This window comes from Nocardioides ginsengisoli (assembly GCF_039537225.1).
In the GTDB taxonomy this organism is placed as follows: domain Bacteria; phylum Actinomycetota; class Actinomycetes; order Propionibacteriales; family Nocardioidaceae; genus Nocardioides; species Nocardioides ginsengisoli.
In genome coordinates this window covers 66,832-78,688 of the sequence record NZ_BAABAC010000049.1, presented here as the reverse complement: position 1 = coordinate 78,688, position 11,857 = coordinate 66,832, and the positions used below count along the sequence as shown (strand labels likewise).

Annotated in this window: 17 protein-coding genes; 4 read left to right on the top strand and 13 right to left on the bottom strand. The window is 71.4% G+C overall.

The window, feature by feature from the left end; genetic code table 11:
- Positions 1-11 precede the first annotated feature (11 nt).
- Positions 12-668, top strand: a complete 657-nt coding sequence (locus tag AB4880_RS24025; RefSeq protein WP_367921751.1) for an HD domain-containing protein — start codon at positions 12-14, stop codon at positions 666-668.
- Here the strand turns inward: AB4880_RS24025 and AB4880_RS24020 are convergent.
- From AB4880_RS24020 to AB4880_RS23995, 6 genes are all read right to left on the bottom strand, one after another.
- Positions 659-2,131 (bottom strand): FAD-dependent oxidoreductase, encoded by a 1,473-nt coding sequence (locus AB4880_RS24020; protein WP_367921750.1) that lies wholly within the window; start codon positions 2,129-2,131, stop codon positions 659-661. The genes AB4880_RS24025 and AB4880_RS24020 overlap by 10 nt on opposite strands.
- Before the next feature lie 970 nt (positions 2,132-3,101).
- Complete coding sequence (locus AB4880_RS24015) at positions 3,102-3,641, bottom strand: DinB family protein (RefSeq protein WP_367921749.1); 540 nt, start codon at positions 3,639-3,641, stop codon at positions 3,102-3,104.
- Positions 3,634-4,557 carry a methylenetetrahydrofolate reductase gene (locus AB4880_RS24010; protein WP_367921748.1) on the bottom strand — a complete coding sequence of 308 codons (924 nt, stop codon included), beginning with the start codon at positions 4,555-4,557 and terminating at the stop codon, positions 3,634-3,636. Before AB4880_RS24010 ends, AB4880_RS24015 begins: the two co-directional genes overlap by 8 nt.
- Before the next feature lie 23 nt (positions 4,558-4,580).
- Positions 4,581-5,048, bottom strand: a complete 468-nt coding sequence (locus tag AB4880_RS24005; protein ID WP_367921747.1) for a GNAT family N-acetyltransferase — start codon at positions 5,046-5,048, stop codon at positions 4,581-4,583.
- A gap of 22 nt (positions 5,049-5,070) precedes the next feature.
- Entirely contained in the window at positions 5,071-5,832 is a 762-nt protein-coding gene (locus tag AB4880_RS24000; protein ID WP_367921746.1) for a dienelactone hydrolase family protein, read from the bottom strand.
- Positions 5,833-5,841: 9 nt separating this feature from the next.
- The gene (locus AB4880_RS23995; RefSeq protein ID WP_367921745.1) at positions 5,842-6,729 is read right to left on the bottom strand and encodes a hypothetical protein; all 888 of its coding nucleotides are present in this window, start codon (positions 6,727-6,729) and stop codon (positions 5,842-5,844) included.
- A gap of 30 nt (positions 6,730-6,759) precedes the next feature.
- On the opposite strand from AB4880_RS23995, the gene AB4880_RS23990 reads away from it, so the two are divergent.
- Entirely contained in the window at positions 6,760-7,113 is a 354-nt protein-coding gene (locus tag AB4880_RS23990; RefSeq protein WP_367921744.1) for a VOC family protein, read from the top strand.
- Between the two features lie 6 nt (positions 7,114-7,119).
- On the opposite strand, the gene AB4880_RS23985 is transcribed toward AB4880_RS23990, so the two are convergent.
- Both AB4880_RS23985 and AB4880_RS23980 read right to left on the bottom strand, forming a co-directional pair.
- Entirely contained in the window at positions 7,120-7,638 is a 519-nt protein-coding gene (locus AB4880_RS23985; RefSeq protein ID WP_367921743.1) for a putative immunity protein, read from the bottom strand.
- A 4-nt stretch (positions 7,639-7,642) separates the two neighbouring features.
- Positions 7,643-7,942 (bottom strand): DUF1330 domain-containing protein, encoded by a 300-nt coding sequence (locus AB4880_RS23980; RefSeq protein WP_367921742.1) that lies wholly within the window; start codon positions 7,940-7,942, stop codon positions 7,643-7,645.
- Between the two features lie 27 nt (positions 7,943-7,969).
- Between AB4880_RS23980 and AB4880_RS23975 the strand changes: the two genes are divergently transcribed.
- On the top strand, positions 7,970-8,422 hold the full coding sequence (locus AB4880_RS23975) for a MarR family winged helix-turn-helix transcriptional regulator (RefSeq protein ID WP_367921741.1): 453 nt from the start codon (positions 7,970-7,972) through the stop codon (positions 8,420-8,422).
- Here AB4880_RS23975 and AB4880_RS23970 read toward each other — a convergent pair.
- Complete coding sequence (locus AB4880_RS23970; protein ID WP_367921740.1) at positions 8,419-8,838, bottom strand: DUF3224 domain-containing protein; 420 nt, start codon at positions 8,836-8,838, stop codon at positions 8,419-8,421. The genes AB4880_RS23975 and AB4880_RS23970 overlap by 4 nt on opposite strands.
- Before the next feature lie 18 nt (positions 8,839-8,856).
- Here AB4880_RS23970 and AB4880_RS23965 point away from each other — a divergent pair, with 18 nt between their 5' ends.
- Positions 8,857-9,657 (top strand): HAD family hydrolase, encoded by an 801-nt coding sequence (locus AB4880_RS23965; protein WP_367921739.1) that lies wholly within the window; start codon positions 8,857-8,859, stop codon positions 9,655-9,657.
- On the opposite strand, the gene AB4880_RS23960 is transcribed toward AB4880_RS23965, so the two are convergent.
- From AB4880_RS23960 to AB4880_RS23945, 4 genes are all read right to left on the bottom strand, one after another.
- Positions 9,638-10,093, bottom strand: coding sequence for a pyridoxamine 5'-phosphate oxidase family protein (locus AB4880_RS23960; protein WP_367921738.1), 456 nt, complete (start codon positions 10,091-10,093; stop codon positions 9,638-9,640). The genes AB4880_RS23965 and AB4880_RS23960 overlap by 20 nt on opposite strands.
- Before the next feature lie 7 nt (positions 10,094-10,100).
- Positions 10,101-10,511, bottom strand: coding sequence for a VOC family protein (locus AB4880_RS23955; RefSeq protein ID WP_367921737.1), 411 nt, complete (start codon positions 10,509-10,511; stop codon positions 10,101-10,103).
- Between the two features lie 5 nt (positions 10,512-10,516).
- The gene (locus AB4880_RS23950) at positions 10,517-10,987 is read right to left on the bottom strand and encodes a helix-turn-helix transcriptional regulator (RefSeq protein ID WP_367922004.1); all 471 of its coding nucleotides are present in this window, start codon (positions 10,985-10,987) and stop codon (positions 10,517-10,519) included.
- Between the two features lie 77 nt (positions 10,988-11,064).
- Positions 11,065-11,829: a glucose 1-dehydrogenase gene (locus tag AB4880_RS23945; protein WP_367921736.1), complete on the bottom strand. Its 765-nt coding sequence runs from the start codon at positions 11,827-11,829 to the stop codon at positions 11,065-11,067.
- Between the last annotated feature and the right edge of the window lie 28 nt (positions 11,830-11,857).

The following is an 11,857-nucleotide window of genomic DNA, read 5'->3' as shown; positions in this document are numbered from 1 at the left end:
ATCGTGGGCGCGTGGACGTTGACGAGAGCCTGCTGATCGACCGGAACCCGCCACCCGACGGCGTTCCCGAGCGGTTGGCCGCACAGCTGCGGTTCGTCGCGGAGGCCGACAAGCTGAAGACGATCCTGCGCGCGTCGCCCCTGGCGGCGGCCGACCGGCGGGAGAACGACGCCGAGCACTCGTGGCATCTGGCGCTGATGGTGATCCTGCTGGCCGAGTACGCCGACGAGCCGATCGACGTCGGCCACGCGATCAAGCTGGTGGTGATCCACGACCTGGTCGAGATCTACGCCGGCGACAGCCCGGTCTTCGCGCCGGATGCCGCCGACGACCAGGCCGAGCGCGAGGCCGCCGCCGCCACGCGGCTCTTCGGGCTGCTGCCCCCGGACCAGGCCGCGTCCATGCGGGCGCTGTGGGACGAGTTCGAGTCCGGCGCGACGCCGGAGGCGCGCTTCGGCAAGGCCATGGACCGGCTCGAGCCGATGCTGCTGAACTGGCTCAACGGCGGGGGGACCTGGGGCATGCCGGGCGCGACCGAGGCGACGGTCCGGGCGCGGGAGGCCGGGGTGGTCGCGGGCTCGACGTCGCTCGGATCGGTGACCTCGCTGCTCGTCGACGAGGGGCTGCGGCGGGGCTGGATCCGCCCCGCCGCAGTCGCTCAGGACTGAGCCGCGGCCGCCCCTGCCCGCCGGCCGAAGTAGGTGCCGTCGCCGAGCGACGTCCCGCTGATGTAGCCCCGCGCGTGCATGCTGGACGTCGCCCGGCCGGCGGCGTACAGGCCGGGGACGGCGTCGCCGTCGTGGTCGAGCACGGCGCCGTCGATGGTCGTGACCAGGCCGCCGAGGGTGAAGACCTCCGCGCCGCCGCCGCTGGTCTCGCCGTACTCGGGCGGGGCGATGCCACGCCGTACGTCGATCGCGGCGAACGGCGCACGCAGCGGCCGCAGCCAGCGCTCGGCCTTGTGGAAGTAGGGATCGGCGCCCTGCTCGGCGTGCCGGTTGTACTCCGCGACGCTGCTCTGGAGCGCTCCGTCGGGCATGCCCAGCTCGGCCTCGAGCTCGGCGACCGTCTCGGCCACGAAGTGCGGTCGCACGCCCCAGCGCTCGATCTCGGGGACCTCCTCGTAGGCCTCCTCGTCGAGCACCACCCACACCTTCAGTCCGTGCTTGAAGAGCGCGGCCTGGCCGATGAGGCCGGGATAGACGTCCTCGTTGATGAACCGCTGGCCGTGGTCGTTGACGACCATCCCGCGGATCGCCATGGCCGGCACCAGCGAGATGCCGACCTGCCCGGCGGCCATATTGCGTACGGCGGCGCCGGCCGCCTGCGCCATGGCGATGCCGCGGCCGTCGTCCCCGCCGTCGCTGTTGACGGGAAGTCCGGCCAGGACCGGCGCGTGCGTGGCGACCATGGCGGCGTTGTCGGCGAACCCGCCGGTCGTGAGGACGACGCCACGACGGGCCTTGTAGGCGATGTCCTTGCCGTAGTTGCGTGCGAGCAGCCCGACGACGCGGCCGGCCTCGTCGACGATGAGCTGCTGCGCGCCGGTGTCGGTGTGGACAGGGATCCCGGCCTTCGCCACCGCCTCGCTGAGCACCTGCATGAGCACCTTGCCGCCGAAGCCGTCGGAGGTGACCCGGTGGCCGCGGGGCGCGGGCGTCGCTGCATCCGCGAACGGGTGGGCGGCCTCGCCCATCCACATCAGGCCGTCGTCGGTGGGCGGGACCCACGTGGGGGAGTCCCACAGCGACGGCTTGAACGGCACGCCGTGTCCGACCAGCCAGTCGTAGTGCTCACGGCTGCCGCGGCTGTAGGCCCGGACCTTCGCGGCGTCCGCGTCGGGTCCGAGCGCCGCGAGCAGGAACTGCTCCATGTCCTCGGGCGTGTCCGCGAACCCGCACGCCTCCTGGATCGGCGTCCCGCCGCCGAGGTAGATCTCGCCGCCCGACAGCGCCGCCGACCCACCCCCTCCGGACAGCCGCTCGAGCAGGACGACGTGCGCGCCCGCCGCGTGCGCGTCGAGCGCCGCTGCCGCGCCCGCACAGCCGTAGCCGGCGACGATGACGTCCGCCTCGTGGGCGAACTCCGGGATCTCGGCTGCCGGGACCGGCTTGACCGACGACTTCCACATGGGTGGTCTTCCTTCCGCTGGGTGCGCGGGACGCTAGGCGGGTGCGGGGGAGCGGACGCGCCGTGTTCCCGGAGAGCGGAACCTGGCGCCGGCGGCGTGAGCGTGCGTTCCATGGCGGATCGATGGGTGGTGCTGCCGGCGCCCATGTAACTCGGTGTTCGTGAATCCACCAGGGGGTTATGACCGGTAACGACGCCGTGGTGGATGACGCAGCGCCGTGGTGGATGAAGAACGGCGACCCTGCCTTGCTGTTCGGCGCCGACCTGCGATCCGACGAGTTGCGTCAGATTCAGTGAAACGGAGCACGCACGTGCCAGCCAGCCTCGACGAGCCAATCGCCCTCGACGTCCTGCATGGTCAGGCCGCAGTCGCCTACGAACTCCCCGGCGTGCGTCTCCAGCACCCATCGGGCGACCGCCAGAGTCGCCGCGCCGGCCGATGGCATACCTCGAGGGTGCGCCCGGTCTGCGTCAGATCGAGTGAGACGCGCCGTACAGATGCGTCAACTTCATTGAGACAGATCCTCGAATGCGTCAGGTCCAGTGAGACTGCGACGAGTCAACTGAGACAGGACATGAGACAGGACATGAGACAGGACATGCGGGGAAGTGGTTCAGGCGGATCCAGCGGCTCTGAGAGCGCCTGCCCCTCCAACCACTGTCTGACATAATGTCACTTATCGGTGCCTTTCTTCGGCGGGCCGACTGCTGGTCGGAGGCCCGTTCGAGACCGCGACCGGTCCATGTCGCTCGCACCATGGGGTGGTCCACGCACCACGCCGCTCAAGGACGCGCTGCTGGCGCGACGCAGCGCACCCCTGTCACGCCGACGATCCGCATGTCGGAGGTTCCCCGAACACCGCCATTCCGGCTCACGCACGTCCGCACGCGTTATGTCACCGCCACCGGGTGCGGGCTTCGTCCCGTGGAACAGTGCAGGTCTTCCCAGCTGCTTCCCTGACAGACACCTGTCAGCGGCGTTCGCGCAGGTAGAGATCTCGCAACAGCCCGATCTCTCCGCCGTGATGCGCGACCTCGTCGAGGGCGTGCAACGCGAGCTTCAGGTAACGCTCGTCGGCCCAGCCGCCGGGCCCGCGGCCCATCGGCGCCAGCAGGCCTTCGTCGCCGAGGGAAGCGATCCGCGAGACGAAGCGCTCCCAGTCTTCGGCGAGCGCTTGGAGTCCCTCCGCCGCGGTGCCTGGCCACGCGAGGCGGTCGCCGAAGTCCTGGACGTCCTCGAAGAAGTGGATCACGTAGCCGCGCAGACAGCCGGTGCCGATGTGCATGATGCGCCAAGCGATGGTCGTCACGGGGTCCGGCCCGTCCGGAACCGGCTCCGGGAACAGCTCATCGACGCCGAAGCTGCCGCCCTTGCGGGGGCCGATGTTGAGACTGTCCTCGGCAGGCTCCCACAGGTATTCGGCGTCGGTCAGTCCGTCGAGGCGGCCGAACAGCCGCCGTCGCACCCCGTCGAAGGTGCTGAGCAGGTCGCGGGTGACGGGGTCAGACACGGCGTAGCTCCCGACCCAGTGCCGTCGCAAGCTCCACCGACGCCTCGATCTCAGCGCGCCGGATCGAGACGCTCTCGACGTTGATCCCGAACGGGACGCCGATCCGTCGGCAGTACTCGATCAGGTCGCGAGCGACACCGACCGAGTGCTCGTACGACGCTTGCAGCGTGTCGTCGGCATGACGCAGGTCGTTGTGGATCCAGCGCGGCACGTCGACCCCGAGCCAGCCCAGGAACTCCAGTGTCTTCAGCGAGCCGCACACCGAGAACGTGAAGACGATCGGCACCGGCTCGAGGCCGCGTTCGGCGCATTCGTAGCGATAGTCCGAGACGAGGTTCTTCGCCGCGTTGACGTCGTAGACGACCTGGGTGACGAAGAACGAGCATCCGGCTTCCTGCTTGGCGATCAGGCGCAGGTGCTCGTCGCCACGGCGGGTGTGGCGTTCCGGGATCGCGACGCCGCCGAGCGGCAGCTCGGGCCGCAGGTCCGCCCACAGCCGCTGGGCGCGAACGAGCGAGGTCGCTGACTGCTTGTCCCGGGACGATGCGCCGACGAACACGGTCAGCGCGTGATCCGCGTCCTGGGTCTCCAGCCAGGCGCGGAGCTCTGCCTCGTCGTACTTGCCGACAGAGCGGTAGACCACGACCGGCGTCCGCCAGCCGGTCAGGTGCTGTGAGCGGAAGACGGCCGGATCGAGCGTCGGGAGGAACGGGAACGGTCGCTCGTCCGGGTTGCGGTCGCTCTCGTCGTCGATGTCGTAGAGGACGAGACCGTCGAGATCCAGTGCAGCGAGGCGCTTCTGGGTCACGTCGGCGATCTCCTGGGCGCGCTCTGCACCGACCGTGACCCGAGGCGGAGTCAAGGCGAAGAGCAGGAACTCACTCCCCCGTGCTGCGATCCGGCGCGCTAAGTCCATGGGGCGAACGTAGCCGACGACGCTCAGCGGGACAGTCCGAGGCCGAACACCAGTGCGGGGCCACCGTTCTTGTGGATCTCCCGTTCGAGCACCATGCCGATCTTCGTCGCGACCCGCTGCGAGGCGACGTTGTGGGGCCGAATGATCGCGATCAGATGCTCCACGCCCGCATCCCGCGCCGCATCGCGTACGGCGGCCGCGGCCTCGGTCGCCAGACCCGACCGGCGCCGATCCGCGCGGATGTGCCAACCGGCCTCCACGAGCCACGCGCCCTCGACCTCCTGCATCGTCAGCCCGCAGTCACCGACGAACTCGCCGGCGTGGGTCTCCACGACCCAGAGCCCGAACCCGTGCTCGGCATAGTTGTCGAGATTCCACGCGATCCAGTCCGCCGGACCGCGGGAGCCACCGCGGTCCAGGCTCGCGATGTCGGCGAGGTCTGCCTCGGCCATCTCGCGGAATCGCAGGCGCGGTGTGGCGAGGGGCAGCATGCCGCTCACCGTAACGCCGTGATCACGTGCGACAGGCGAACTGGTTGCCGGGGTCGAAGCCCGGCCGATCGATCAGGTGACGCACCAGGAATCCGATCCACGCATCCACCGCGTCCGGCGACGTCGTTCCGTGTTCGCCCGGAAAGCCGACGACCTGCTTGTCGGCAGCGCCCACGCAGTCGAACAGCTCGAACTGGCCCGCCCGCGCGAACAGCTCGTCGTCCCACGTGACGTGCCACAACGTCGGCGCCACGACGCCCGCGGCGCACGCGCGCAGTTCCGCCGCGTCGTGGAGGCCGGGATGCAATGCCTCACTTTGGACCAATCCGAACATGCCGAGTACCACGCAGGCGAGCTCGTGCCCCAGCGCCGCCGCGAGCGGGAGGCCGAACCGCGTGCCCATCGACATGCCGAGGTAGCCGAGGCCGCCGTCGCCGGCGCCCGTGGCGCGGGCGGCGGCGATCGCGGCGGTCCAGTCCTCCACCATGTCGCGCACGACGATGTCCATACCGCGTGCGACGAGCTCGGCCTGGTACTCCCCCGGCGCCATCGGCCGCGGAGCCCGCTCGCCATGCAACGGACCGTCGATCGCGACCACGCACACGCCGGCCCCAGCGAGCCGCTCGGCGAGCATTTGCTGGCGCGTCGCGGTCTTGTGTCCGCTCCCGCCATGTCCGAGCAGGACCAGTGGCGCCGGTCCTACGCCTCGCGCCACCCACATCACCGCGGGCACCCGGCGCGTGTCCGCGGTGACCGCCAAGGGACGCGGCGCGACCGACTCCATGCCGCGACGCTACTCCCCACCGCGCCGGAGGTCCGCGACCTGCCGGAGAAGCTGGTCCCGCTCGTCGAAGATCCGCTCCCGCCCCTGCTCGTTGATGACCCTGAACTGCATGTCCAGCACGGCCGTCGTCTGCATCTCGTCGAGCCCGAACCGCCGCACCAACGCGGTCCGGCTCTCGTCGAGCGTCCGCCCCGTCATCAGTACGTCGACCAGCACCCGCGGGTCGGCCAGGGCGCGGGCCAGGCCCTCCATGATCTGCAAGCGCTGAAGGCAGCTCTCCAGCTGCAGCTCGTCGTCGGTCGGTGCCGACGCGCCGTTCGGCAGCGGCAGCACCTTCGTGCGGTCGCGATGCGTCGGCGCGAAGAAGGACGGCGACAGGTCCGGCTCGACGCGTACGTCGTGCCACTCCTCCGCGAATCCGATGTCGTCGCGCGCCATCCGCAGCACCAGCCCGAGCTCGGCGTCCACGATCACCGTCGGCGACCCGCCCTTCACACGCGGCATCGAGAACTCCCACGCGGGCCGGCCGTCGTACGTCATCGCGTGCAGCGTCCGCTTCACCCGAGCGCGGTCACTGGAGAGCCACTCGGTCCAGTAGTCCCGCGGGTCGACCAGATGGGCGAGGCCGACGTCAGCCGGCGCGTTGTCGGGATCGCGCAGTTCCCAGACCTCCTCCTGATACTCGGTCCGCGCGCTCCACAGCATCCGCTCCCCCGCCAGCACCCGCGCGTCACCAGGCGGGTCCTCCACCCGGATCAGGTCGCGCCAGCGCCAGACCTTCACCGAGCGTCGAACCTCGCCGTCCGCGATCTCCACGAGCGTTCCCGACCACCCCGGCGACGGGTCGTTGCCCGCGATCATCAGCTCGAGCAGCTCTTCGAAGGACGGCACCTGCATGGGCGCATCCTCACATGGCACGCTGACCCCATGGAGCGAGTCCTGGGCATCGGCGGTCACTTCCTGCGCGCGTCCGACCCGGAGGCGCTCGGCGCGTGGTACCGCGACTGCCTCGGCCTCGACGCCGACCAGTACGGCGCGTGGGAGCAGGCTCCCGGGCCGACGGTGTTCGCGACCTTCGAGGCCGACACCGACTACTTCGGCGCCCGCACGCAGCAGGTGATGTTCAACTTCCGGGTCCGCGACCTCGACGCGATGCTCGCCCAGCTGCGCGCGAAGGGCGCCGACGTGAGCGCCGAGACCGAGGAGATGGACGGCGTCGGGCGCTTCGGCTGGGTGACCGACCCGGAGGGCAACCGGATCGAGCTCTGGCAGCCGGCCTGAGCCCGCTCACACCGAGAAGACCGACCAGCAGAGGTCGTTGCGCAGCCGCTGGTCGTCGATGACCAGGGCCCGGATCTCCTCCGGCAGCCGGTCCCGCTGCCACGCACACTCGGCGCGCCCCGCCTCCACCGCCTCGGCATCGCCCGGTGCAGCGGCCCGCACCGCCTTGATCGCGTACGCCGCCGCGCCCAGCTCGTGCGCCGCCACGTGCGCGACCACCGCCGCCTGCCCGGCCGCGTACGCCGCGAACCGGGCCGCCCCGCACAGGTCCCGGGCCGCCGCCATCGCGTGACCGCCGGCGGCGCGGGTGCGCATCATCGGCAGCTCGCCGCGCGTCCATGCCCGGACAGCGCACAGCGCCTCCCGGGGCCGCGGATCGTCCGGTCGTTCGGCCTCGAACAGCGGCAGCACGTGCTCCGCGCACTCCGCCGCCCACAGCGCCAGCAGGCGGTGGTCGGCGTCGGTCAACGACCCGCCACGACGGATCGTGGTGAAGCGAGGATCCCGTACTTTCGGGAGGATCACGCCGTCACGCTGCCGCGTCGAGCCCCCGGACCAGCAGCGTCGTGCCGACCGTCGCGGCGACGCGGTCCTTTGAGATCTCCTGGTACGCCGGCGACGTCGCCCAGCGACGCGCCTCCTCGGCGTCCCGGAACCGGATCAGGACGAACTTCCGATGCGGCCACTCCCCCTCCAGTCTCTCCGGCGCGACGTCGGCGGCCAGCAGCTCGCCGTCGTAGCCCTCCATGGTGGCAGCGAACGCCCGCGCGTAGCGCAGGTATCGCTCCTGGTCGTGGATCGTGAACTGGGCCGCCACGTAGGCCGTCATCGGACACTCCTTCGCTACACTTCACTAGTGAAGTCTTCGACAGGGGCCCAGGCTAGCACCCGAGCGGCCCACGAGAGCCGGCTCTACCACCAGCTCCAGCTCGCCGCGCACCTCTCGAGGAAGTACGCCGACCGCGAGGTGCTCGCCGCGACCGGGCTGACCGTGGCGCAGATCGCCGTCCTCAACGCGATCACCGCGTCCGGCGACACGACCCAGCGTGACGTCGCGGCCCAGCTCGGCGTCAACGAGTCCGCGGTGACCGCGATGATCCGGCGGCTCGTCGAGTCCGGTCACGTGGCCCGGGCCGACCGCGACGGCCGGACCCGACGGCTCACCCTCACCGGCCTCGGTACGACGGCCGTCCGGGCGAGCTCCCGGGCCTTCCGACCTGTCAACCAGACCCTCGCCGGCGACCTCGCCGCCGACGAGATCGGTGAGCTCGCCCGTCAGCTGACGGCGATCGTCGAGCGCCTCTCCTAGCCGAGCTCGTACTCGACGACCACCCGGTGCGTGCCGTCGGCGTCGATGCTGAGCGACCCGCCACCGCGGATCCCCTCCAGCTCGCCGGTGCCGCTGCCGGGGACGATCGTGAAGTACTCGTCGAACCGGTCCTCGCTGTGCGTGGACGCGCCGTGCGCGAGCGCGAACGTCCCGCGGCGGCCGCCGAGCGTGCCGTCGAACGCCTCCATCGCGACGTAGGTGCCCGAGCCCACCGCGTGGTTGAGCGCACCGAGGAACCAGGTCGTCGCGTGACCGCTGAGGTCGCCGTCGAACGTCTTCACCATGTGGGCCAGGCCGATCGGCGCGGCGGTCTCGACGAGCGTGCGCTCCCCGACCCCCGCGGGCGGCTCGGCGGGCGTCCAGTCGGACACGGTGAAGGTGGCGTCGGCTCGCATGGCGGCTAGGTTACCGACGTGCTCGTCGCCACCGACCTCGACGGAACGCTCGTCCCCGACCAGAGCACCGTCGTGCCGCCTTACACCGCGGAGGTGCTGCGTCATGCCGACGCCGCCGGCATCCCCATCGTGTTCGTGACGGCCCGGCCGCTGCGGTGGATGGAGCCGCTCTGGCAGTACGTCGGCGAGCACGGCCTGGCCATCGTCTCCAACGGCGCGATCACGTACGACGTCCACGCGCACGAGGTCCTGACCGTCACCGGCCTCGAGCCGGACCACGGCCTCGAGGTCGTCGACGCCATCAGCACGGCGGTCCCGGGGGCGGCGTTCGCGATCGAGTGTGTCGACGGGATCCGCCTCGACCCGGCGTACGTCGAGCCCTATCCCGTGCCCGACGGCAGCCCGCGCGGTCCGCTCGCCGAGATCTGGGACCGGACCGCGGTCAAGCTGCTGGTCCGCCATCCCGAGCGGGCGGACGACGCCTTCCGCGAGGCGGTCGCGCACGCCGTCGGCGACCTGGCGACGGCGACCTGGTCGGGGCCGGGCCTGGTCGAGATCAGCGCAGCCGGCGTCACCAAGGCGAGCGCGCTGGTCGGGCTCTGCGAGCGGTTGGGCGTCGCGCGCGACGACGTCGTCGCGTTCGGCGACATGCCGAACGACATCGCGATGCTCAGCTGGGCCGGGACGTCGTACGCGATGGCCGACGGGCACGCGAGCGTCCGCGAGACGGCCGACCACGTGGCTCCGCCGTGTGCGGAGGAGGGCGTCGCGCAGGTGCTGGCGGGGCTGCTCACACCAGTCACTCGCCCGCGCGCATGAGGGTGCGGCCGACCAGCTCGTTCGACTCGCGCCAGGCCTGCATCCGCTCGGGCCGCAGCACCAGGAAGACATAGTCGACGAGGCCGCGCGGGTCCCAGTCGGCCTGCGCCGCATAGTCGTCGCCGAGCCCGCGGTCGTCGTCGACGCCCACGCTGCGCTCGAGGACCGCGTCGATCATCACGACGTCGCGCGTCGGGCCGACGCCGAGCCGGGCGCGCTCCGACGCCTCGAGGTTGCGGGCGGTCACCGACGACGCGGCGACCGCGATCACGACGCGCTCCCCCACCCAGGCCAGCGAGACCGGCACCAGGTGGGGTGCTCCCGTCGCGGAGGCGGTCGCGACCCAGACGTCGACGGCGGGCGTGGTGAGGATGTCCAGCGCGTCGGTACGGCGGGTCGCGGCGTCGCGAGCGGGAGGCGGGTCGTCGTCGGGCACGCGTGCCTCAGACCGCCTGGTTGATGCGGACGTGGTTGCCGGCGGGGTCGCGGAAGGCGCAGTCGCGCACGCCGTACGGCTGGTCGATGGGCTCCTGGATGACCTCGGCGCCGGTGGCCTGGATCCGGTCGAAGGTGGCGTCGAGGTCGTCGGCGCGCAGCACGATCGTGGCGTAGGTGCCCTTCGCCATCATCTCGGCGATGGTGCGCTTCTCGTCGTCGGTGATGCCCGGGTCGGCGGCCGGCGGCGCGAGCACGATCGACGGGCCGGCGTGGCCCTTCGGCGCGACGGTGATCCACCGCATCTCGCCGTAGCCGACGTCGTTGAGGACCTCGAAGCCGAGGACGTCGCGATAGAAGGCGAGCGAGGCCTCGGGGTCGGTCTGCGGAAGGAAGCTGTGCTGAATGCTGATGTCCATGACCGTCACGCTAGCCGCGTCGGGAACGGGTCTGCTTCTTGATTCCTGATCGGTCTGGTGACCTTCTTCGTGACGCACGACGGCGGCTCGCCGAGCGCGCCGTCGTGGGACGCGTCGCGCTCGGCGACCTCGTCGCGATAGGCGCTCGGCGACATGCCGACCAGCTCGGTGAACCGGGTGCTGAACGTGCCCAGCGACGAGCACCCGACCGCGAAGCAGACGTCGGTCACGCTCATGTCGCCGCGCCGCAGCAGCGCCATCGCGCGCTCGATGCGCCGGGTCATCAGGTAGGAGTACGGCGGCTCGCCGTACGCCCGTTTGAACTCGCGGCTCAGGTGTCCCGACGACATGTGGACGTCGCGCGCGAGCGCCTCGACGTCGAGCGGCTCGGCGTACTCACGGTCGATCCGGTCGCGCACCCGCCGCAGCAGGGTGAGCGCACGCAGCCGGTCGGCGTCGGCGGCGGCCGAGGGCATGGACTCGCTGGGCACGGGTCCATCTTCGCAAATGCGTGGCTCCCCCGGCCGGATCACCGCCGCGCCGATCCCGCGGGTCACTGACCCGCGATGTACTCCACCGACGGACCGGCGGTCCAGCCGCCGTCGACGGCGAGCTCGGCGCCCGTCGTGTACGACGCCGCGTCGCTGAGCAGGTAGACGACCGCGCCGACGAGCTCCTCCGGGCGACCCACGCGCCGGAACGGGTTGTTGGGGAAGCCGCCCTCGTCGGCGACGATCCCGGTCGGCGCGGTCATCGGGGTGAGGACCATGCCCGGGTGGACCGAGTTGACCCGGATCCGCTCGCGGCCGAGCTCGACGGCGGCGAGCTTGGTGAGGCCGCGGACGCCCCACTTCGCGGCGCCGTACGCGCTCGTCATCGCCATGCCCATCAGGCCGGCGGCCGAGGAGATGTTGACGATCGAGCCGCCGGCGGCCTCGCGCATGGCCGGCACGACCGCGCGCAGGCCGGTGTGGACGGCGATCAGGTTGATCTCGATGATCCGGCGGAAGACGTCGGTGGTCTCGTCGACCGTGAGCTGGCCGGTGGCCGAGATGCCGGCGTTGTTGACCAGGCCGTCGAGGCGACCGAAGGCGTCGACGGACGCCTGGACGGCGGCGGCCCACGACTGCTCGTCGGTGACGTCGAGGTGCACGTAGCGAGCGCTGTCGCCGAGCTCGGCGGCGACCGCCGTGCCCTCCTCGTCGAGCAGGTCGCCGATGACGACCCGGCCACCGGCCGCGACGATGCCGCGCGCGAACGCGGCGCCGAGACCCCGCGCGCCGCCGGTGACGAGGACGACCTTGTCCTGCAGATCCATGATGTTCTCCTTCTCGTGCGGCGCGGTG

Excerpts from the sequence above, each read along its gene's own strand:
- AB4880_RS23950 (WP_367922004.1), bottom strand. The coding sequence starts at position 10,987 with ATGCCCTCGGCCGCCGCCGACGCCGACCGGCTGCGTGCGCTCACCCTG.
- AB4880_RS24005 (WP_367921747.1), bottom strand. The coding sequence starts at position 5,048 with ATGCTGCCCCTCGCCACACCGCGCCTGCGATTCCGCGAGATGGCCGAG.
- AB4880_RS24020 (WP_367921750.1), bottom strand. The coding sequence starts at position 2,131 with ATGTGGAAGTCGTCGGTCAAGCCGGTCCCGGCAGCCGAGATCCCGGAG.
- AB4880_RS23955 (WP_367921737.1), bottom strand. The coding sequence starts at position 10,511 with ATGGACATCAGCATTCAGCACAGCTTCCTTCCGCAGACCGACCCCGAG.
- AB4880_RS24010 (WP_367921748.1), bottom strand. The coding sequence starts at position 4,557 with ATGGACTTAGCGCGCCGGATCGCAGCACGGGGGAGTGAGTTCCTGCTC.
- AB4880_RS23970 (WP_367921740.1), bottom strand. The coding sequence starts at position 8,838 with ATGCGAGCCGACGCCACCTTCACCGTGTCCGACTGGACGCCCGCCGAG.
- AB4880_RS23945 (WP_367921736.1), bottom strand. The coding sequence starts at position 11,829 with ATGGATCTGCAGGACAAGGTCGTCCTCGTCACCGGCGGCGCGCGGGGT.
- AB4880_RS24000 (WP_367921746.1), bottom strand. The coding sequence starts at position 5,832 with ATGGAGTCGGTCGCGCCGCGTCCCTTGGCGGTCACCGCGGACACGCGC.
- AB4880_RS23980 (WP_367921742.1), bottom strand. The coding sequence starts at position 7,942 with ATGACGGCCTACGTGGCGGCCCAGTTCACGATCCACGACCAGGAGCGA.
- AB4880_RS23990 (WP_367921744.1), top strand. The coding sequence starts at position 6,760 with ATGGAGCGAGTCCTGGGCATCGGCGGTCACTTCCTGCGCGCGTCCGAC.
- AB4880_RS23995 (WP_367921745.1), bottom strand. The coding sequence starts at position 6,729 with ATGCAGGTGCCGTCCTTCGAAGAGCTGCTCGAGCTGATGATCGCGGGC.